Origin of the sequence: Bacillus sp. AFS015802, assembly GCF_002561455.1 — a bacterium.
Classification (GTDB): Bacteria; Bacillota; Bacilli; order Bacillales; family Bacillaceae_B; genus Rossellomorea.
Map to the genome: position 1 here is coordinate 89,733 of NZ_NTUP01000066.1, position 18,744 is coordinate 108,476.

Genomic DNA, 18,744 nt, shown 5'->3' on the forward strand with positions numbered 1-18,744 from the left:
TCCGTCTATTCTGATTATCAGCTCTGGTGCCTCCCAACCGATATGTCATGAACCTAGATGAGAGGAGCAAGGGGACGATTTCCTGCTTCTTTGAAAATGAAGTGGAAGCTCCATCCTTATGGATTAACAATCTCAATCTTTTTCTCCTTATGAACATCCTCCGTACCAGCTTCCAAGGCGGTCTTATAATAGCTGCATTTATGGTTGATGACCTCCATCGTTTGTTCGAGCTCCTTGATCTTGGCTTCCACGGTAGCTTTTCTTTCAAGGAACATATTGTATCGTTGTTGCAGGGTGGCATCGCCTTCTGCGCACCAATCGATGAAATGCTTGATCTCCTTGATGGGCATTCCGGTGGATTTCAGGCATTCGATGATGTGTAAGGCCGAGATATCCGATTCTTTGAATTGTCGGGTGCCGTTTTCTGTTCGTTCGACGAAAGGCATGAGGCCTTCTTTGTCATAGTATCTCAGGGTATAGATTGAGAGATTCAATTCTTTTGCCACTTCTCCAATGGAATAAGTCTTCATGTTCGTGCTCCTTTTTCTGTGATCTAGACGTCGAGTTAACTCTATGTTTGTGGAAAATCGTAGCACGGTAAGCACTGGCTGTCAAAACAGATTCAAGGAGGGTTATCTCTTGACCTAGAGTTAACTATAGGGTTTACCATGAAGGGTACAAGAGTTCATTTTCTCTTGAAAGCTACTATTACAGGAGGTTATTATTCATGGTAATTGCTAAAGCACGAGCTATTGACGGTCCTGACAAATCTTTCAGAGAGGCTGAAATCGAGAGGCGCGATCTTGATAAGCATGATGTTTTGATTGAAATCAAGTTTGCAGGGATCTGCCATTCCGATATCCATACGGCACACGGAGAGTGGGGAGAAGTGAAGTATCCCCTCGTTCCCGGACATGAGATTGCGGGAATCGTCACTGAGGTAGGTTCTGAGGTGACGAAATACAAAGTCGGCGACCGGGTAGGAGTCGGATGTATGGTTGGTTCCTGCGGTGAATGTAAGAACTGCCGAGAAGGGGAAGAGCAGTATTGCCTCGAAGGAAACATCCCGACATACGCAGGCGTGGACAAATATGGCGAGCCGACTCAAGGCGGTTATTCGACCCATATCGTTGTAGAGGAAGATTTCGTCCTTCGCATTCCTGATAACATTGAGCTTGACGCTGCGGCACCTCTGTTATGTGCCGGGATTACGACGTATTCTCCTTTGAATCATTGGAATGCAGGCCCAGGAAAGAAAGTAGCCGTAGTCGGTATGGGTGGACTTGGTCATATGGCGGTGAAGATTGCACATGCCATGGGAGCCGAAGTGACGGTCCTATCCCGTACGTTAAATAAGAAAGAGGATGGCTTGGAATTTGGGGCAGAAGCTTATCATGCGACGAGCGATCCTGAGACGTTCGAAAAGCTTGCTGGTACGTTCGATCTGATCATTAACACAGTAAGTGCCAAGATTGACATCAGTGCATACCTTTCCTTGCTGACTCTTGATGGGGCAATGGTGAATGTGGGTGCGCCTGCAGAGCCATTGGAAGTGAATGTGTTCTCATTAATCGGCCACCGCCGTTCATTTGCCGGTTCCCTGATCGGAGGAATCCGTGAGACTCAGGAAATGCTCGATTTCTGCGGGGAGCATGGAATCGTGCCTTCCATTGAAGTGATTTCGGCAGATTATATTGATGAAGCATATGAACGGGTGTTGGGTTCTGATGTAAAGTATCGTTTTGTGATTGATACGAATACGATTTAAATGGATGGAAGCAGGGGGACGGTTCCCTTGCTTCCTTTTTTCGATGTGGAAAGAAACAGCTCCCATGCTTTCAATAAAAAAAGCCCGGCCCTAAAGTCGCAAATAAACTTTGGGCCGGGCTTCGTCGTGAATGGAATTTACTCCGGAAGTAACACTTCGTCAATCACATGGATAACGCCGTTCGATGCCTGAATGTCAGCTTGCACCACATTGGCATTGTTGACGCGGACAGGATTCAGTTTAATATCCACTGTCTTGTTGGCAAGTGTCTCCGCCTTTTGACCGTCTTTCAGGTCTGTAGACATCACTTTACCTGAAAGCACATGGTAAAGAAGGATCTGCTTTAGATCTTCTCTTGCCAGTAGTTCTTCAGCTGTGATACCTAGTTTCTTAAGAAGTTTTTCAAACGCAGCATCCGTTGGCGCGAATACCGTGTACGGTCCTTCACCTTTCAAGGTGTCCACAAGGCCGGCCTTTTCCAGTGCAGCTGCAAGGGTTTTGAACTGACCGGCTTCAACAGCTGTGTCAACGATATCCTTTGTTGCCGGTGTCCCGCCTTCAGCGGCCGATACGCCGTTTGAAAGGGTCAGGAACGCCATGAATACAGCCATCACTAATGCAAATGTTTTGTTTTTCATGATTTTACCTCCTACTTTTTTTATGTAAACATCTGTTTACTCAAAAAGTAGTATCTGCTTGTTTAACAGGATTATCCAACTTTTTTCAATCAAAAGTCTTAGAAAAAGGTCGAACCAATACCGGAGCCATTCTTTCTGGAAGGATACTAAAATGAAGAAAAAAGGAGGAACCACCATGATTAAAGGATTATACGAAGCACATTTACCTGTAAGTGATATGAAGCAGTCGATCGATTTCTATCAAAAGCTCGGTTTGGAGCTGGCGTATGAGAGCGAGAAGGTTTCCTTTGTCTGGATTGAGAAAGGGAAGAGCTGGCTTGGGTTGTGGGAGGCGGATGAGGTAAATCTCCCGTATCATGCTTCCATCCGGCATATCGCCTTTCATGTCGAAGTGGAGGATATCATAAAGGCGAAGGCATGGTTAAAAGAAAGGGGAGTCGAGGTGAGGGAAGCGTTCGGGTTTTCACCGGAACGGCAGCCCATCGTCCTTCCCAACAATCCACAGGCCCATGCTTGTCTGTATTTTGATGACCCTGACGGAAACTCCCTTGAATTCATTGCTCCATTGAGATTGGATCATGAGGAAGCGTTTGAGATGATGACGCTTGAGGAGTGGATGGACCGGAGGAAGTGATGCACGGGGACGGTTCTCGTGCTTCCCCTTTTGATGAGATGGAAGCAGAAGAACTGTCCCTCTGCTCCCGGTGATTTTTCCAGTCAGATCTGTTAAAATGTCTTTATATTTACTAAGGAGAGATGAAATATGGTGTATGGAGAGGACTATATCAAGTAACAAGAGTATCCTCCCAATCCAGTTTCAACGGAGGATGCTTTCATTTTAATTAATGGAGGAATGGACGTTGAAATTGAAACCAATCAACATTGGAGAAAAAATAGATACACAGAATGAATTTTGTGAGATGGTGCTGGAGAGCCAGGATGAGTATTATGAGAAAGTAGGTTTTCAGCCGCCATGGATTAGCTATCTCGCTGTTTCGGAGTCTGACTTCGTGGGTGTTTGTTCATTCAAAGGAAGCCCGAAGCAGGGAAGAGTGGAGATCGGTTATTTTACCTTTCCGGAAAATGAAGGAAAGGGATATGGCCAATTCATGTGCAGATCTTTAGTCGACATCGTCCAGGAATTTGATCCGGAAGTTGTCATTACAGCCCGGACACTACCTGAATACAATGCCTCCACATCCATTTTGAAGAAGAATGGGTTTGAACTTCAAGGCGTTGTGGTGGATGAGGACGACGGAGACGTGTGGGAATGGGTGTATCGTAATTAAATGAGAGGAAGCACGGGGACGGTTCCCGTGCTTCTTTTTTTCATGAGGTGGAAGCGGGAGAACCGTCCCTGTGCTTCCCTGTATCTTTATTATAACAAACAATCGTAGGAATTTTCAGTCTGTAATTTGGGTTATTTTTCTATTATGATGTGGAAGAACATAAAAGGGGGAATATGAATGATTTCCGGTTATGCTTCTTTTAATGGAACGAGTGACTATTTGAGTAAGTTCACATGGGCTTGTCGAGAATCGCCAATGTTTACCGCTTCTCCCATTGCGCTGGGGACTCATTTGGGGGAGATGAATGAGGAAGACTCGGTGCTTTATCGTGAAGGGGTGGAGTACGGGCTGCTGAATGGCTTGAATTTCATCGATACAGCCATCAATTACCGCGGGATGCGATCTGAAAGGGATGTCGGCTATGTTTTAAAGTCGTTAATCAAGAGGGGATCAATTAAGCGGGAAGAAGTGATTGTATCCACCAAAGGAGGCATCATTCCAGGGGACATCGAGGCAAACTTGGTCCCGACGGATTTTTTGCAAAAAGTCTTGTTGGAAGGTGGGATCATTCAGGTATCGGACGTGAATATCGTTGATACCCATCGGCACGTGTTAGCTCCCGATTATTATCGATTTGCCATTGAAACCAGTCAGAAACATCTTCACTTAGAAACGATTGATATTTATTATATCCATAACCCGGAAATCTCTATGATGACCCTTGGACCAGCCCTTTTTTATACGCAACTGGAAAAGCTCTTTTCCTTCTTTGAAAATCAAGTGCGACTCGGAAATATTAAATATTATGGTTTTGCTACCTGGTTCGGATTCCTCAAGGATCCAACGGAAAAAGGCTATCTTTCAATTGAAGAGGTCCTGAATATAGCCCAAAGAGTGGCAGGGGAAGGGCATCACTTCAAATTCATCCAGTTTCCGCTGAATAAGCATATGAATGATGGAATTCAAAAACAGAATCAAAAGGCAAGTGGCAAGTGGCTGTCTGTCATCGAAGCAGCACATGAGCTGGGAATCTATTCAACAACCAGTGCTCCATTTCATCTAGGCAAGGCGTTCGATGAGAAAAGTGACGCCAGATCTATGTTAACGGAAGTCACTTCAAGCAAAGGTGTGTTCTCTACAATGGTGGGAATGAAAAAGATCGAACACATTAAGGAGAACATTGAAATCTTGCAGGGGGTGTAAACGTTTAGGAAGCAAGGGGACGGTTCTCTTGCTTCTTTTTTATGAGTTGAAAGCATGAGACCCGTCCCTGTGCTCCTTGTTAACGAAACTTTCCAATCCTGTTAATCGTATACATATAGTAATAAGAGATAGAAGGAGGCTTTCATAATGGAATTGTATATATTTTTAGCGATCCTCGGGTTATATGTGTTGATTTCCCTATTGATCTTACCTATGCAGTATCGTTTTTTGATTACGTTAAAAGCGGAAGAGGAAAAGAACCGATTGAAGGGGAAGAAGCAGGGCGAGATGTATGATGCCATGAATGCCGGTGAACTGAGCCTTCATGGGAATATGCAGGGAAACCCTTTATTCTTATTGGCCAATCTGTTTGCTTCGATTCTTTATAGAGTGAAGCATCGTGGGGATAGACAGTAGGAGATCAAGAGACAGTTATTCTTTAACGGGGTGACTGTTTTTTTGATTCCGAAAAAGGGGGGGCGGTACCATTTTTGCTTTTGGGTCACGGGACCTGTCCCCCTGTCCCGAAATTCCCCCTATATCCCACATGAAAAAATTGGTATAATGGCGTAATATCCATTTTTAACTTAGGGGGATGTAGACATGCGTCAAGAAGCAGCTGTTGAAAAAGTACTTGAAAGTCTAAAAAAAGATTCAAGTGTCCGGAGTGTATTCCTGAAAGGATCGATGGGACGGAAGGAACACGATGAACATTCTGATATTGATCTGTACTGTTTGGTGAAGGAAGGGGAGGAAAAGGAATTCCTGACCAGGCGCCTCGATCACCTGAAGGCATATAAAGACCTCATCTTTCACGATGACATCTTCATCATCGCACCGCAGATCATCGCCATTTATGAAGACTGGCTGCATATCGATCTGTTTACGGTGACGGAGGAGACGTTCCAGGAGAAGGATTTCTTTAAGGTGTTATATGATCCAGACGGTCTTATGGAACAATATCAATCTACTCAAAACCTCACGCTCTCAAAGGAACAGTTCAGGGGTCAAGTCCTCGATGCTGCCTGGTTCTTGTTTCAGCATGGGAAGGCAGCGGCGAGAGGGAATGATACGTGGGCAGTGGAGATGCTCAGACATTGCATGAGGAATGTGACGACCATTCTGCTTTTCCGGTATGCGAGGGAGCGGGCGGTTCTTGGGCTGAAGACGATCCACAGGGACTTGCCGCAGGAGTTGCAGGATATAGTGGTCGAGATTTATGAGGCGATGACGCCGTCGAGACATGGAGAGGCTGCGCGCAAGATTGCGGATCTTCTGGAGAGTGAGTTTGATTGGATTCGTGGGGAGACCGGTGAGGGTGAGGTTTCTTCGTTTATGGGGTTGATGATTGGGAGAGTGTTGGAAAGGTAAACGTGCCAAGGGACCTGTCCCTCTGGAGCATGATCCCAGACAAACAAATCATTAGAGAGAAGGGGGATCTATTCGTTTGTACTTACTATTATCGATTTTTTTAGCCGGTATACTAGGTTTGACCTTGTTTATAGCCGGGCCCTGGATAGGCGGCAGTCTTGCTTTCGGTATCATTGCAGGTTGTTTGTTCAGGGGGCTTTACCTGGTGAGTGACATACATAAAAGAATAAGGAAAGAAATGCCAAGAACGGATAAGGCAAGGGAAGTATATGAAAACTATTTGAAAGAGAAAGAGGAGAACGGTCACAGTTAGAGAAATGGATACCTGACATCGAAAACCGCCCGGGCTAAGAAGCTCTGGGCGGTTTTTAATCTGGCAAATCAGCTGCCTGTATGTTGTTTGTCTTTTTCCACAGCTGTGAGTCGTTGACCTTCGTCTTTTGAGGTACTCTTTTCTTGCTCATTTCCATTGACTAAATCGCTCGTAGCACTTTTGAATTCCTTTAAAGTCGTTCCGAATGCCCGTCCGATTTCCGGAAGTTTTGACGGGCCAAAGATGATCAGGGCGATGACCAGTACGAGAATCAATCCCGGGATTCCGATATTTGTAAGCATAGGTTTCTCCTCCTGTCAGTTTGATGTGTGCGTGGGAACACGGATGTGCCGGCCCCTCTTCTGTTCATGCCGTGTTCATTTCAATACTCTTACTTCATAGAGCAACATTCTCTTGACCTGCATTTGACTCCGCAGAAGGGGAAGCCTTTTTCTTATAAGCCATGGTTGAGCAGGTGATGCTGATTTCATATAAAAGGAGGAGCGGCAGGATGACCAATACGTCGGAAAGGAAATCCGGCGGTGTGATCACCACGGAAATGATAATCAGCAAGAAATAAGCGATCCTTCTTGATTTTTTCAATTTGGAAGGATCCAAAATGCCAAGTACCGTCAGAAAGACGATGACTAAAGGCATTTCGAATAGCAATCCAAAAGGCAGGGTCAGGTGTAACATAAATCGGAAGTATTTCTCTGCTGTGAACAACGTTTCAAATTGATCGGCTGACAAAGTGGTCAAGAAGTTCAGGACGATCGGAAAAAGAAGAAAGTAGCCGAACCCGATGCCGATAATGAACAGAAAGAACAAGGCGGGTATGAAGCGTAACGTGACTTTTCTTTCTGTTGCACTCAGAGCCGGAGAGACAAACCGCCAAATCTGATAGGCAGCGACTGGAATGGTGGCTGCGACTGAGAAGACAGATGCGATCATCAAGTACACCCATAAAATGTCACTCGGTCCGAGGATCGCGAGCTTCATGTCTATATCCCTGATCAGCCACCCGTAGATCGGTTTCATAAAAGAGAGCCCCACGATCAGGAAAGCGATAAAGGCGAGTACGGTTTTAATGGCGCGGCTCCTCAGCTCTTCCAAATGTCCGATCACCTGTTGGTTGCGATCTTTCATAGCATCAGCCTCCTTGGTGCTAGTTCATTTGCATGTGTTTGCCTTTTTGGGCTTGTTTTTTATGGGCGCGTGCATGCGCTTCATGACGATCCTCTTCCACCTCGGAAGACAGTGGTTTCCCTTCCGGAACGGTTGATGTAGACACTTCCTTCAGACCTTCTGCATCTTTTTCGTACACGAAGGAGGCTCTGGTAGAAATATCCGCACCTGAACTTGAGACGAATGGAACGACACGATAATCGGCTTTCCACTGGGTCGGCGTGACATGGCAGCGGACATATCCGCGATAATCGTTGAAGAACTTAATATGTTCATTCTGGGCAAGAATGCGGTCCGTGTCAGCGCGCTTGTCTGCCCCGTCTCCGCCTGATGTGATGGATGTGCCGACAAACTCGGCTCCAAGCATACGGGAAGACGGGTCATCAAAGTCTGCCAGGATATTGGAGGCCCAGTTCGCGTGTACATCACCTGTCAGGACAATCAGGTTATCCATGTTTTTCTGACGGGCAAATGCCGTGATGCGTTCCCTTGCAGGAGTGTAGCCATCCCAGCCATCCATACTGTATAAAGGCCGGTCGGGGCTTGGTCCATAATTTCTCTTGGCAAAAAAGATTTGCTGGGCCAGTACATTCCAGGAGCTGTTGGAGTTGCCGAGATGATCAAGCACCCATTGTTCCTGTTCGCTTCCTAACAAGGTGCGTGAAGGATCCAGGGATTCTTCCGTCTGGGGAGAGCTTTTATCTCCATTTGCCTGATCGGAACGATACTGTCGGGAATCGAGCACCATGAAGTTGGCCAAGTTTCCGTATGAGAACTGACGGTAGAGCTGCATGTCCACTCCGTGAGGCATGGAAGATCTTCTTAGCGGCATATGCTCATAGTAGGCCTGGTAGGCTGCGACACGCCTCCTCACGAACTCTTCCACAGACTGGCCTTTCTCAGGAATCATGTCGGCATAGTTGTTTTCCACTTCATGGTCATCCCATGTCACCACCCATGGAAAAGCCGCATGGGCAGCCTGGAGGTCGGCATCCGTCCGGTATTGGGCATGGCGGTTGCGGTAGTCCTCCAACGTGCGGATTTCAGGACCTTTATGGTCTCGTACATTTCCTGATTTAGCTACATACTCATTCGGGCCGTATTCATAAATATAGTCTCCAAGATGGAAAACGAGATCAAGATCTTCTTTGGCCATATGCTTATAAGCCGTATAATAACCGTGCTCATATTGCTGGCAGGAAGCAAAGGCAAAGGACAGGCTTGAGACATCTGCATTCAGGGCAGGAAGGGTTTTCGTCCTTCCGATCGGGCTGAAATCCTTTCCGACTTTGAACCGGTAATAGTACACCGTGCCTGCTTCCAGGTTCCCTACCTCGGCATGAACGGAGTGAGCGAGGGACGGACTTGCCACTTCCGTACCACGCTGAACAATCTGTCGGAAATGTTCATCTTTCGCGATTTCCCACTTCACTGGAATCTTGCGGTCAGGCATGCCCCCTCCATTAAGAGGGTCAGTGGCTAACCGTGTCCATAATACGACACTATCCGGAAGCGGGTCACCGGAAGCTACCCCAAGTGAAAAAGGGAAATCCTGAAATCCGGCTTCTTCTGCCGAGACAGACAAACCGCCCATCGATTGAGCAATCGCCATCCCTAGGGAAATGCCTGCGACTTTCCCCGCCCCTTGAAGGAAGTTGCGGCGGTCGACCCCTTTATATAAGGTCTCTTCATTCAGCTTTTGAATCCAATTTTCCATTGATCTCTCATTCGTCATGTGGATGACTCCCTTCATGAATCTATTGAATTGAACAGTTCATATTATAGGAGCCCACTTTTAACGTGTTGTAAATGAATGTAAATAGAGGGAGGAAGAGGAGGGGACTCATTCCTGGGACAAAAGACCATTTTTATTTGAATTTTTTAATAAGTGAGAAAGATTCGGTGGATTTCATTCATTTTAGTAGGAGGACAGACCTGTTTTTCTTAACATGGATGAAAAGAAAACAGCATAATAAAATGAATCGTGTAGAGGGAAAAATAAACCAATCGCCTACTTGACGATGGATTTGTCCACTTGCTATAGTTAGCGTACACCCACTTCATTGGTGGGATAAACGAATAAAGACTCCAAAGGGGAGTAGCTTTCAAGTATGTCGTCATTTCGTGATGGGATTCCCGTCTCCGGCCTGCTTGGCAACCGCGGTGTTGCTTGCGAGACCTTTGCCTTCAAGGTAAAGGATCCCCTCTGTATAGATGCAGATGAAAAGACCTTTACCAAGCGGTAGAGGTCTTTTTTCTATGGGAGAGGGGTGGTCGGAGGGATTTGAAAGCGGACTGCAAAAGTCGGTCGTCCATGTGAAGGTTTTTTTAATAAAAATGGAGAAAGAGGGATGATCCTTGGAATGGTCTCTATTGCTGGAGTATGGATGGGTCTTGATGATTTTGATCGCTTTGGAGGGGATTCTGGCTGCAGATAATGCGCTGGTCATTGCGACGATGGTCCGGCACCTGCCGGAGGATAAGCGGAAGAAAGCATTGTTTTACGGATTGGCGGGAGCCTTTGTGTTCCGGTTCGGTTCCTTGTTCCTGATCTCGTATCTTGTCGACATCTGGCAGGTTCAAGCCATCGGTGCCGTGTATCTGCTTGGAATTGCTGTCTACCATTTACTCAAGAAACATGTGATCAAGAAACAGATGGAAAAAGTGAAAGATAAGGAAGAGACAAAGGGGTCCGGTTTCTGGTGGACCGTCGTGAAGGTGGAGCTGGCGGATATCGCTTTCGCGGTGGATGCCATCTTGGCTGCCGTCGCTCTCGCGGTGACGCTTCCCACGACCAATCTTCCCGCAATCGGGGGTCTTGACGGAGGGCATTTCCTCGTCATCTTACTAGGGGGAATCATCGGCCTTGTCATCATGCGATTTGCTGCATCTGCGTTTGTCTCTTTACTTGAGAAGCGTCCCGGACTCGAATCGGCTGCCTTCGTTGTCGTCGGCTGGGTCGGCGTCAAGCTTGCCGTGTACGCATTAGCCCATCCTTCACTGGGGGTTATCTCCTACGAATTCGCAATGGGATCCGTTTGGAAAGGGATCTTCTGGTCTGTACTGATTGGAATCGGAATCGTGGGTTGGGTCAAGTCGAAGCCGAAGGGGGATTCAAGCCAGGCTTCCGTGGCTGAATAGGTGGTGAAAGCACGGGGCGGTTCTCGTGCTTCTTTTTTATGAGGGGGAAGCAGGAGACCGTCCCCATGCTTTATTTCCTTTTTACTAAATTGCGATATTATCTGATAAATAAGCCATTTTATAATACAATAAATATACAAATCTGATAAAAATGGTGCGGTCAGTCGGAGGGAATCGAGAACGGTTTTAACGAAAAAATGTGATGAGGTGCTTAAATGAAAGGATTACCTATGATCTTGGCTGCGATTGCCATCATTCTCACCTTGCTCATGGCGATGATGACGTCTGTAGCATGGGTTGGGATGATGATAGTGGTGTTTGGTTTATACCACACTTCTCAAAAGAGAAAAGGAAGAAAGGCGTTCTCAAGCGGGCTGATAACCATCGGAATTCTGGGGTTCATGATCGGGGGCTGTGCAGCGCCATCAGATCAAATGGATCAAGCAGCCACTGCGAAAGCTGAGAAAGAAGCCGATCAACAAGCGAAGGCAGAGAAAGAAAAGCAAGCGGCAGAAGAGAAGAAAGCCAAGGAAGATCAAGAGAGACTGGCTGAAGAAAAGGCCGCAAAGGAAAAAGCGGAAGCTGAGAAAGTGGAAAAGCAGCAAGAGCTTGCCAATACATTCGGACTGGAAAAAGTGCTGATTTCCCGCGTGGTAGACGGTGATACAGTCGAATTGAAGGATGGAAGAAAAGTACGATTGATCGGCGTCAACACCCCCGAGTCCACCACGAGAACAGAAGAATACGGAAAAGAGGCAAGTAACTACACGACGAAAAAACTAGAGGGGAAAACGGTCTGGCTCCAAAAAGATGTGTCTGAAACGGACCGTTATAATCGTTCTCTGCGTCTTATTTGGCTTGAAATCCCTAAGGATGACATGGACGAAGGTGAAATCCGGAGCAAAATGTTCAATGCCGATCTGGTGTTAAACGGATATGCAGAGCCGTCCACCTACAACCCGGATGTGAAATACAGCGACTACTTCGTGAAATTCGCCCGGGAAGCAAGGGAGAAAGAAACGGGCCTGTGGGCATACGGTGAAAATGGCACGACCAAAGGGGATCTGGATCCAAAGGAAGAAAAGAAAACAAGTACAGCCGCTACACCGAAATCCAGTTCTAGCACGGGCACTGCCTCAACGGAAGAACCGGCAGCTGCTCAAGAGCAAGAGTATTATCAAAACTGTACCGAACTGAGAAAAGTCTATCCGGATGGAGTCCCCTCTGATCATCCTGCTTATGCACGGAAACATGACCGGGATAAGGATGACTGGGCGTGTGAGAGATAAAGAGAGAGTATGGGCCATTCCTTTTGAGAGGGAATGGCTTTTTTTTGCAAAAATATTGGAGAATGACTGGAACTTACCCCCGTCTCAATCGTATATAAAGGAGAGAATAAAATGGGGGGCACTATTATGAAACAACTATACATCAAACAAAAAGTATTCAGTCTTAGCGAAAAATTCACCGTAAAGGATCAAGAGGAGAAGGACGTCTATTATGTCGAAGGAAGCTTCATGAAGGTCCCGAAGACATTCTCCATCATGAATCAGGATCGGGATGAAGTGGCCCTGATCACGAAAAAGGTGTTGAGCTTTCTACCAACGTTTTTCGTTGAGGTGAATGGGCAAGAGGTCGTGACGATCAAGAAGGAATTCTCTTTCCTGAAAGCCAAGTATTCCATAGATGCAGCGGGCATTGAAGTAGAGGGAAACTGGATGGACATGGACTTTCAGGTGTTACATCAGGGAAGAGTGGTAGGTGAAGTGGGCAAGGAATGGTTCAGTTGGGGCGACAGCTACAGGGTGCAGGTTCTGGAGGATGAAATGGAAACGATGATTCTGGCGCTTGTGATTGCGATAGATTGTGTGAAGGCCGATCAGGCGAATAATACTGCGACGTTTTAAAGAAGGAAGCACGGGAGCCGTTCCCGTGCTTCCTTTAAAGGTTAAACATCTTTTTAAATGTCTCCATCGTTTCTTCCTGCTCTTTTCTCGAACTTACAGGAGCTGTATCTTTGATGAATTTATCCATTAGGGCATTGTAGCGGTTGAGCATCGTGCTTTGCTGCAGGGCCATATGAATATGAATGTTTCGGACATTTTCAGCTTTCATCCTTAACCCGGAGTTGAAATTTTTGTTCGCCATGGATTCGGCAGTAGTGGCGAGTTCCTTTAGGATATTCTCCTGGCTCATGCTTGTATATTTTTGTTGACAGTTGAATTGAACAGGGTCCCATTTGTGGAGGTCTTCAATGCTTATTGATTCATTTTGAACAGGATCCATAAGCGCAATCATAACTTTCACATGGTTTTGCATGATCATCTACTGTTCTGTCGCTGCCTTTTTGATCTCCGGGTTTTGAATGGTGCATATATACGAGGCTAACTTATCCAATTCAGCTTTATGAACAGGCAGGTGTTCAGCCATTAAACTTAAGTCAATCATCTTAAGAAGCATACTGGTCATTCCTCCTCCCCTTCATATGTATTCATATGGGGTGGGATAGAGACCTATAAAAGAGAAGCACGGGGACGCTTCTCGTGTTTCTTTTACCTTTCGCCCTTCTTCTTAGAAAATATGTATCTAGCATTAATGAAAAATAAAGTGCCAAATAAAAACAGAGCGGTCATCAACCAGCTCACGATTGCCCAATACTCTCCGTTTAATAGATACCCACTGATCAAATTCACACCTACCATTATTGACATGACTACATACATGCCGACTATGTTTTTCATTGCAGACACACCTTTCCAGATTGTTTATAGCAGCAAGCAACAAGTGCGCCGTATGCCGTTGTTTCCAGTGTAAACCAAGTCGCTAGGTTAGTACCACAATAATCCATTTGACTGTCCTTCATCCTGTAACGACTCAATCTATCAGCTGTAAAATATTTTTATTTACCTAGTCCCAAAGACACATGTATTCCCCTCACCCCCATAATAAAATAACAAAGAAATAATCATTTTTCTTACTGAGAAGGGGAACCTATGAACGAGATAAAGATGAGAAGTTTGGTGAAGCAGCTGCATAGTGCGGATCCGGGGGACCGGTATGAAGCGCTTGGGACGCTGTATGAGTTGAAGGGGCAGGATGATCTGAAGATCCGGGTGGAGATGTTGAAGGATATGGTGAAGGAGGCGGCGACATCGTTTCCTGAGCGGGTGGATGTGTGGGATAATCCTTCCCTTGGGCTGGTGGAGTTTGTGTGTGATTATCCGATGCCTGAGATCATTGATGAGATGCTGCTGCGTTTTGACGGGTTGGATCCGGATGCGAAGGTGCGGGCGCTTGAGTGTCTGCTGTTGACGAAGGATGAGGGGATCTTTCAGGAGATTCATGATAAGACGGTGCAGTTGATTACCCATGAGGAAGTCGTGCTGCCGGTGGAGGAGCTGTGTGAGTTTCCGGTGCTGTTGAGGGGGATTGTGGATAAGACGATCGATCAGTTGGATTCTCCTTTTTATAAATATTTGTACTATGACTTCATCACGGCGATCAATGAGTCGGGAGTGGAGGCAGGGTATAAGAGAGCGAGGATCCTTCCGGTGCTGCTGGCTGATTATGAGAAGCTTCGGGATGAGTACCTCAAGTACGACGGGGAATACCGGTCCGACTATGCGTATCAATCGTGGAAGGAGTCCTACTTTCAGCTGAGGTACCGCCTCAATGTGCTGATCGGGCTGATGAACTTCTATTACTCTGAAGAGGCAGAAGGTTTCCTGAAGGAGGCGGTGTCGTTCAAGGATCCACGCATCAGCACGAATGCGGTAGTGGTTGCGATGAACAAGAACATCCCGGTTCAACCGAAGATCCTCCAATCGCTTTCTGCACATGTCGAAAGTGCTGAGATGATGTACTGGGGGCTCGCAGAACACAATAAAGAGCATCTCTTCCCGGTCAGTCCGAAGCAGCCGGTGCTTGCCAAGGCGCATCTCTTCAACCATCTGGTCCACTTGCAGGATGAAGAAGGAGAGGATCTCAATATCTTCCCGGAAAACATTCAGGTCGTCGATTCCGTGGATACCGTGAACTCATACGGTCAGCCCCTGCGCTATTATCTGATGAGCTTTTCCCATGGGGACGACGTGCTCGCTGCCTGGGTGGGAGGATATAGCCTTGAGGAAGAGGATGACAGTGCGGACATGTGGGAAGGCACCCACACCGACCTCGAGCCGATACAGAAGAGAACCGTTGAAGAGCACAAACAGCTTTTCCTGAAAAAACGGGATGAATACGCCCGCGAAAATGAGCAGACCCTCTACTACGAGAGCTCACCAAGCCTATCCAAAGGCCTCTGGTTCTTCTATGCCATCCTAATTTCCCACTGGATCAGGGTCTTCATGAACGGAATCGATGAGGAGGTTTACATCTCCATCGGCTTCACTCTCCTTGGAGGGATCCTTACCCTCTATGAACTATGGAAGAAAAAGCGAAGTGCCGTCGTCATTGTGGGCAGGGAATTGAGGAAGGTCACGGGTGAGAAGAAGGAGAGCATTCCTCTTCAGGAGATTAAGAAGGTGACGTATGATAAGAAGCAGATCAGTGTTTACAATAAAGAGAATGTGCTTGCGATGAAGGTTCCATTGCGCTGGGTGGAGTATGGTGAGTTTTATTATGCGATGGTGGAGCAGACGGGGCATTTGAGGGAGCAGCCTTATATTGAGGAGTGAGTCAAGGGGATCCTTGGCTCTTTTAATATTACTAACACTTAAGGAGGGACCTGTCCCTCTGGCTCAATCTACCTTAATATATCTAATCCTTTTATTGAAAAAGGCAATTCCCGCAGATATAAAAACAATTGATCCAGCTATAACAAACATATAGGATACATTGATAAACTCACCTACTATTCCCGCGGATATATTGGCTATCGGAATGATCATAACAGACAGACTGGTCATGAGCCCGATAAATCGCCCTCTAAGATTAGGTGGTGCACCTGACATAACAATGGTTGAGATACTTACAGCTCCAAGAGTGATCCCGAACAATTGGATAGTGGATAAAAAAATGGTTAAAAAAACGGATTCCGAAATTCCTACTCCGATAATACAAATGGAAGATAATCCCCATCCTATGGAAATGAGTTTACCGGCTCCAACTTTTCTATCTAAAAAACCAATAGATAATCCAGCTAAAATTGATCCTATGACTCCTGCTGCTTGAATATAACCATATAAGGAAGCATCTCCATTTAGTTTTTCAGTAACCAAAGCTGGATAAAAAGGACCTAAGAAAGAGGCAAAATTAATAAAGATGCTAATATATAAAATGGATGTAATCTTTTTATTTCCTTTTATTTTTTCCCAGCTTTCTTTAATGTCTTTGAATAAATGAACTTTGTTTTGAAGGAGTTCTTGCCCATTTATACTTTCAGATCGAGGGAGTGTTAAAAATAAAATAAATATGGATACGATAAAAAACGATAAAGAATTTATGAAGAATGCCCATGCTATACCAATGATCCCGATGATCAAACCTGCAGAAGCATTTCCAACTAATGAGGCAGCATTGTTTACGACAGAGAATGAGCCATTAACAGAAGCTAATTTGTCCCTATGTACAAGATCTGGAATGATAGAAGACCTTACGGGATTTATAAATGCAGTAAATCCATTTAATATGAAAACTAAGATTAGAGCTAATAGAAAAGGAATATGATTGTAGATGAACATATAAATGACCAATAAAAAGACAATGGACCCAGCTAAGATATTGGTAACTAATAATAATTTCTTTCTTTCCCAGCGGTCAGCAAGGGCTCCAGCTATAGGGGAAATGATCATATCAGAGATTTGCCACATAGCTCCTATCATGGCAGTTTGGAAGGTAGAAGAGCTCTGAGAAAAAACGGCCCACATAATCGCTATATTAAAGAACGTATCCCCAATTGTTGATACGGCTTGAGAGGATAATAGTAAGTTAACATTCTTATTTTCCCTCTTCCAAATATTATTCCACATGATTACTCTCCCTTATCTGACACACATTTGATCCTTAATCCAGAACTACTTAACTAATTCCTCATTAAGTATTGGATAAACCATAAAAAGGTAATTTTTTCTTCGACTAGGGAGGTCTATGGGGACAGGTTCCTTGTTCCAGTTTGACATATCGGGTCAAGTGACCTGTCTCTCTGTTCGCCTACGCAATACTACTAATAAACTCCAGAGTTATTCGATTAAACATAGAAGGGTTTTCCGTGTTTGCTAAGTGCCCGCAGTCTGGAATGATTCCTGGTGTAATGAGGCTATTCAACGATGATAGATGGTGGACCGAATCCACTTCATGTTTTTCGTTTCCGCCATTTATGAGTAGTGTAGGGACTGTTAACTTCTTTATTTGGTCATCGGTTACAGCCGGATAATGATAAGTGAAGCACTTCACCCCCCTGTGTAACGTGGTTTCCCAACGTGGACCATGGAGAAGAAGATAGTCTTTCGCTACTTCAGGTGCTTCTGCTTTGAGGTTATGTAAAAAATGATATTGTTTTTCCATGATCTCGTGCATTTCTTCCGGGATGCTTGGAACGTAGCCTGTCAAGACAATGCCTTTTGTCAATTCAGGATATCTGATTGCTGCATGCAGGGCAAAACTAGCTCCCATGGAAAGTCCAATCAAGATACCAGGCTCTCTTTTCCTGAGTTCACTTATAAACCATTCAAGTGTTTGCTCGAAAAAAGGATCATCAGCATCCCTGCTATTCTGGCCGTGTCCCGGCAAATCAATTGGAATAACAGTGTATTCCTCTCGTAAAGTACCTAATTGCTCCTTGAAATGCATTTCTCCTGTCCCCATTAAACCATGAATCATATAAACATTCATTGCCATTTTCTCCACTCTCCTCACTTTTATATGCCTATGTACTAAGTTTATAGAGTAAAACCATGGTTGATAATGAGCCTGAGGTGGACTTTGGTGTAGGTCTTAAGACTTATGGAGGAGTGGGGGATGTCCTTTGGCTTTGTCTCCTTTCCAACATTCTTCTGATGCTCATAACAATAAATTTTCCCTTTAAAAGCACGATTCGATAAACAATACCCCCTAACTTTCTCAGACACAGGCTTGTTGCAAATCGTACAAGTACCACCTGAGCTAGCCTTTCCATCTAATGCATGCTTATGTTTTTCTCTAATGTGGAGGTCAGGAATATTTGCCTCAAAAAATGCATGGTAGATGGTTGAGATCTCACTTTCATTTAAAAGAGGTTCTTTATGCTGGATTTTTAACACCGACAACTTCCGGTGAATAAACTCGGAAAACTCAATGTCATACACAATCAATTCATTAGAAGCGATCTTACGATAATCCGAATCCACTTTAAAAGTAGATCGCTTTGTAAAAGAAACCATCGATACAAAACTATCATGGTACTTCTCATCAATTAATGAAGAAAGTGCTTTAATGTGACCATAGTTTTGTACAAAAGGGTTCATCATTTTGTACTTCCCATTGACCAGCCACGTGTTCCGATCTTTCCCACCATAGATGGTCCCCTGATAGTTTTTCGTTTCAATAGTAAAGATGGTGTATGGGGTGATGACCACATGGTCGATTTGTGAATAGCCGGACTTTGCTTTCGGGTTGGGTATAAGGAGATCACTTAGGTGGCGGTAAGGCTTGGGCAGTTGATCTAGTTGGATATCAATTTTGTATTCTCCTAGTTCTCCTTTTCTGATGGCAATCTGTTCATTGGTTCTTTTTGGTTTTGATGGTGCAGTACTAGTAGCTTGTTTGGGTTTGGACTCATTCTTCTTCTTTAAAAAGTTTAGGAATAATAGCATGAATTTCTCCTTGGTGGTTTGATATACTTAGTATCGTACATATATA

At 45.1% G+C, this 18,744-nt stretch carries 22 protein-coding genes; 12 read left to right on the forward strand and 10 right to left on the reverse strand.

Annotated features, from left to right (window positions below; genetic code table 11):
• Positions 1–116 precede the first annotated feature (116 nt).
• Complete coding sequence (locus CN378_RS17780) at positions 117–530, reverse strand: MerR family transcriptional regulator (protein WP_098353828.1); 414 nt, start codon at positions 528–530, stop codon at positions 117–119.
• Between the two features lie 197 nt (positions 531–727).
• Here CN378_RS17780 and CN378_RS17785 point away from each other — a divergent pair, with 197 nt between their 5' ends.
• Positions 728–1,768, forward strand: a complete 1,041-nt coding sequence (locus CN378_RS17785) for an NAD(P)-dependent alcohol dehydrogenase (protein WP_098353829.1) — start codon at positions 728–730, stop codon at positions 1,766–1,768.
• A 137-nt stretch (positions 1,769–1,905) separates the two neighbouring features.
• Here CN378_RS17785 and CN378_RS17790 read toward each other — a convergent pair whose 3' ends face one another.
• Positions 1,906–2,406, reverse strand: a complete 501-nt coding sequence (locus tag CN378_RS17790) for a fasciclin domain-containing protein (RefSeq protein WP_098353830.1) — start codon at positions 2,404–2,406, stop codon at positions 1,906–1,908.
• Positions 2,407–2,581: 175 nt separating this feature from the next.
• On the opposite strand from CN378_RS17790, the gene CN378_RS17795 reads away from it, so the two are divergent.
• The 6 genes from CN378_RS17795 (at position 2,582) to CN378_RS17820 (ending at position 6,582) form a co-directional block, all read left to right on the forward strand.
• Positions 2,582–3,040, forward strand: a complete 459-nt coding sequence (locus CN378_RS17795; RefSeq protein ID WP_098353831.1) for a VOC family protein — start codon at positions 2,582–2,584, stop codon at positions 3,038–3,040.
• 226 nt (positions 3,041–3,266) lie between these two features.
• Complete coding sequence (locus tag CN378_RS17800; RefSeq protein WP_179884964.1) at positions 3,267–3,695, forward strand: GNAT family N-acetyltransferase; 429 nt, start codon at positions 3,267–3,269, stop codon at positions 3,693–3,695.
• Positions 3,696–3,872: 177 nt separating this feature from the next.
• A complete protein-coding gene (locus tag CN378_RS17805) occupies positions 3,873–4,898 on the forward strand; it encodes an aldo/keto reductase (RefSeq protein ID WP_098353833.1) in 1,026 nt (341 codons plus the stop codon).
• 147 nt (positions 4,899–5,045) lie between these two features.
• Positions 5,046–5,315, forward strand: coding sequence for a DUF3949 domain-containing protein (locus tag CN378_RS17810; protein WP_098353834.1), 270 nt, complete (start codon positions 5,046–5,048; stop codon positions 5,313–5,315).
• 186 nt (positions 5,316–5,501) lie between these two features.
• A complete protein-coding gene (locus tag CN378_RS17815) occupies positions 5,502–6,269 on the forward strand; it encodes a nucleotidyltransferase domain-containing protein (RefSeq protein WP_098353835.1) in 768 nt (255 codons plus the stop codon).
• Between the two features lie 76 nt (positions 6,270–6,345).
• Positions 6,346–6,582, forward strand: coding sequence for a hypothetical protein (locus CN378_RS17820; protein WP_098353836.1), 237 nt, complete (start codon positions 6,346–6,348; stop codon positions 6,580–6,582).
• 68 nt (positions 6,583–6,650) lie between these two features.
• Here the strand turns inward: CN378_RS17820 and CN378_RS17825 are convergent, their stop codons facing one another.
• The 3 genes from CN378_RS17825 to CN378_RS17835 all read right to left on the reverse strand — a co-directional run bounded on the left by CN378_RS17825 (position 6,651) and on the right by CN378_RS17835 (position 9,502).
• Positions 6,651–6,884 (reverse strand): twin-arginine translocase TatA/TatE family subunit, encoded by a 234-nt coding sequence (locus tag CN378_RS17825; protein WP_098353837.1) that lies wholly within the window; start codon positions 6,882–6,884, stop codon positions 6,651–6,653.
• A 94-nt stretch (positions 6,885–6,978) separates the two neighbouring features.
• Positions 6,979–7,728: a twin-arginine translocase subunit TatC gene (gene tatC, locus CN378_RS17830; RefSeq protein WP_098353838.1), complete on the reverse strand. Its 750-nt coding sequence runs from the start codon at positions 7,726–7,728 to the stop codon at positions 6,979–6,981.
• A gap of 19 nt (positions 7,729–7,747) precedes the next feature.
• Positions 7,748–9,502, reverse strand: a complete 1,755-nt coding sequence (locus CN378_RS17835) for an alkaline phosphatase D family protein (protein WP_098353839.1) — start codon at positions 9,500–9,502, stop codon at positions 7,748–7,750.
• A 376-nt stretch (positions 9,503–9,878) separates the two neighbouring features.
• On the opposite strand from CN378_RS17835, the gene CN378_RS23020 reads away from it, so the two are divergent.
• From CN378_RS23020 to CN378_RS17850, 4 genes are all read left to right on the forward strand, one after another.
• Complete coding sequence (locus CN378_RS23020) at positions 9,879–10,013, forward strand: hypothetical protein (protein ID WP_257141199.1); 135 nt, start codon at positions 9,879–9,881, stop codon at positions 10,011–10,013.
• A gap of 112 nt (positions 10,014–10,125) precedes the next feature.
• Positions 10,126–10,908, forward strand: a complete 783-nt coding sequence (locus CN378_RS17840) for a TerC family protein (RefSeq protein ID WP_098353840.1) — start codon at positions 10,126–10,128, stop codon at positions 10,906–10,908.
• A 215-nt stretch (positions 10,909–11,123) separates the two neighbouring features.
• Positions 11,124–12,197, forward strand: coding sequence for a thermonuclease family protein (locus CN378_RS17845; protein WP_098353841.1), 1,074 nt, complete (start codon positions 11,124–11,126; stop codon positions 12,195–12,197).
• Between the two features lie 126 nt (positions 12,198–12,323).
• The gene (locus CN378_RS17850; RefSeq protein ID WP_098353842.1) at positions 12,324–12,815 is read left to right on the forward strand and encodes an LURP-one-related/scramblase family protein; all 492 of its coding nucleotides are present in this window, start codon (positions 12,324–12,326) and stop codon (positions 12,813–12,815) included.
• A 34-nt stretch (positions 12,816–12,849) separates the two neighbouring features.
• On the opposite strand, the gene CN378_RS17855 is transcribed toward CN378_RS17850, so the two are convergent.
• Both CN378_RS17855 and CN378_RS22725 read right to left on the reverse strand, forming a co-directional pair.
• The gene (locus CN378_RS17855) at positions 12,850–13,227 is read right to left on the reverse strand and encodes a hypothetical protein (RefSeq protein ID WP_142323629.1); all 378 of its coding nucleotides are present in this window, start codon (positions 13,225–13,227) and stop codon (positions 12,850–12,852) included.
• 6 nt (positions 13,228–13,233) lie between these two features.
• Positions 13,234–13,377: a hypothetical protein gene (locus CN378_RS22725; RefSeq protein WP_179884965.1), complete on the reverse strand. Its 144-nt coding sequence runs from the start codon at positions 13,375–13,377 to the stop codon at positions 13,234–13,236.
• A 524-nt stretch (positions 13,378–13,901) separates the two neighbouring features.
• Here CN378_RS22725 and CN378_RS17865 point away from each other — a divergent pair.
• Positions 13,902–15,584: a hypothetical protein gene (locus CN378_RS17865; RefSeq protein WP_098353845.1), complete on the forward strand. Its 1,683-nt coding sequence runs from the start codon at positions 13,902–13,904 to the stop codon at positions 15,582–15,584.
• Positions 15,585–15,647: 63 nt separating this feature from the next.
• On the opposite strand, the gene CN378_RS17870 is transcribed toward CN378_RS17865, so the two are convergent.
• From CN378_RS17870 to CN378_RS17880, 3 genes are all read right to left on the reverse strand, one after another.
• Positions 15,648–16,877: an MFS transporter gene (locus CN378_RS17870; RefSeq protein WP_098353846.1), complete on the reverse strand. Its 1,230-nt coding sequence runs from the start codon at positions 16,875–16,877 to the stop codon at positions 15,648–15,650.
• 181 nt (positions 16,878–17,058) lie between these two features.
• The gene (locus CN378_RS17875) at positions 17,059–17,745 is read right to left on the reverse strand and encodes an alpha/beta fold hydrolase (RefSeq protein ID WP_098353847.1); all 687 of its coding nucleotides are present in this window, start codon (positions 17,743–17,745) and stop codon (positions 17,059–17,061) included.
• A 41-nt stretch (positions 17,746–17,786) separates the two neighbouring features.
• A complete protein-coding gene (locus tag CN378_RS17880; protein WP_098353848.1) occupies positions 17,787–18,698 on the reverse strand; it encodes a nuclease-related domain-containing protein in 912 nt (303 codons plus the stop codon).
• Positions 18,699–18,744: the final 46 nt, after the last annotated feature.

What these genes read in the sequence shown, in the direction of transcription:
- CN378_RS17780 (WP_098353828.1), bottom strand. Translation starts at nt 530, where the DNA reads ATGAAGACTTATTCCATTGGAGAAGTGGCAAAAGAATTGAATCTCTCA.
- CN378_RS17785 (WP_098353829.1), top strand. Translation starts at nt 728, where the DNA reads ATGGTAATTGCTAAAGCACGAGCTATTGACGGTCCTGACAAATCTTTC.
- CN378_RS17790 (WP_098353830.1), bottom strand. Translation starts at nt 2,406, where the DNA reads ATGAAAAACAAAACATTTGCATTAGTGATGGCTGTATTCATGGCGTTC.
- CN378_RS17795 (WP_098353831.1), top strand. Translation starts at nt 2,582, where the DNA reads ATGATTAAAGGATTATACGAAGCACATTTACCTGTAAGTGATATGAAG.
- CN378_RS17805 (WP_098353833.1), top strand. Translation starts at nt 3,873, where the DNA reads ATGATTTCCGGTTATGCTTCTTTTAATGGAACGAGTGACTATTTGAGT.
- CN378_RS17810 (WP_098353834.1), top strand. Translation starts at nt 5,046, where the DNA reads ATGGAATTGTATATATTTTTAGCGATCCTCGGGTTATATGTGTTGATT.
- CN378_RS17815 (WP_098353835.1), top strand. Translation starts at nt 5,502, where the DNA reads ATGCGTCAAGAAGCAGCTGTTGAAAAAGTACTTGAAAGTCTAAAAAAA.
- CN378_RS17825 (WP_098353837.1), bottom strand. Translation starts at nt 6,884, where the DNA reads ATGCTTACAAATATCGGAATCCCGGGATTGATTCTCGTACTGGTCATC.
- tatC (WP_098353838.1), bottom strand. Translation starts at nt 7,728, where the DNA reads ATGAAAGATCGCAACCAACAGGTGATCGGACATTTGGAAGAGCTGAGG.
- CN378_RS17835 (WP_098353839.1), bottom strand. Translation starts at nt 9,502, where the DNA reads ATGACGAATGAGAGATCAATGGAAAATTGGATTCAAAAGCTGAATGAA.
- CN378_RS23020 (WP_257141199.1), top strand. Translation starts at nt 9,879, where the DNA reads ATGTCGTCATTTCGTGATGGGATTCCCGTCTCCGGCCTGCTTGGCAAC.
- CN378_RS17845 (WP_098353841.1), top strand. Translation starts at nt 11,124, where the DNA reads ATGAAAGGATTACCTATGATCTTGGCTGCGATTGCCATCATTCTCACC.
- CN378_RS17850 (WP_098353842.1), top strand. Translation starts at nt 12,324, where the DNA reads ATGAAACAACTATACATCAAACAAAAAGTATTCAGTCTTAGCGAAAAA.
- CN378_RS17855 (WP_142323629.1), bottom strand. Translation starts at nt 13,227, where the DNA reads ATGCAAAACCATGTGAAAGTTATGATTGCGCTTATGGATCCTGTTCAA.
- CN378_RS22725 (WP_179884965.1), bottom strand. Translation starts at nt 13,377, where the DNA reads ATGACCAGTATGCTTCTTAAGATGATTGACTTAAGTTTAATGGCTGAA.
- CN378_RS17865 (WP_098353845.1), top strand. Translation starts at nt 13,902, where the DNA reads ATGAACGAGATAAAGATGAGAAGTTTGGTGAAGCAGCTGCATAGTGCG.
- CN378_RS17870 (WP_098353846.1), bottom strand. Translation starts at nt 16,877, where the DNA reads ATGTGGAATAATATTTGGAAGAGGGAAAATAAGAATGTTAACTTACTA.
- CN378_RS17875 (WP_098353847.1), bottom strand. Translation starts at nt 17,745, where the DNA reads ATGGCAATGAATGTTTATATGATTCATGGTTTAATGGGGACAGGAGAA.
- CN378_RS17880 (WP_098353848.1), bottom strand. Translation starts at nt 18,698, where the DNA reads ATGCTATTATTCCTAAACTTTTTAAAGAAGAAGAATGAGTCCAAACCC.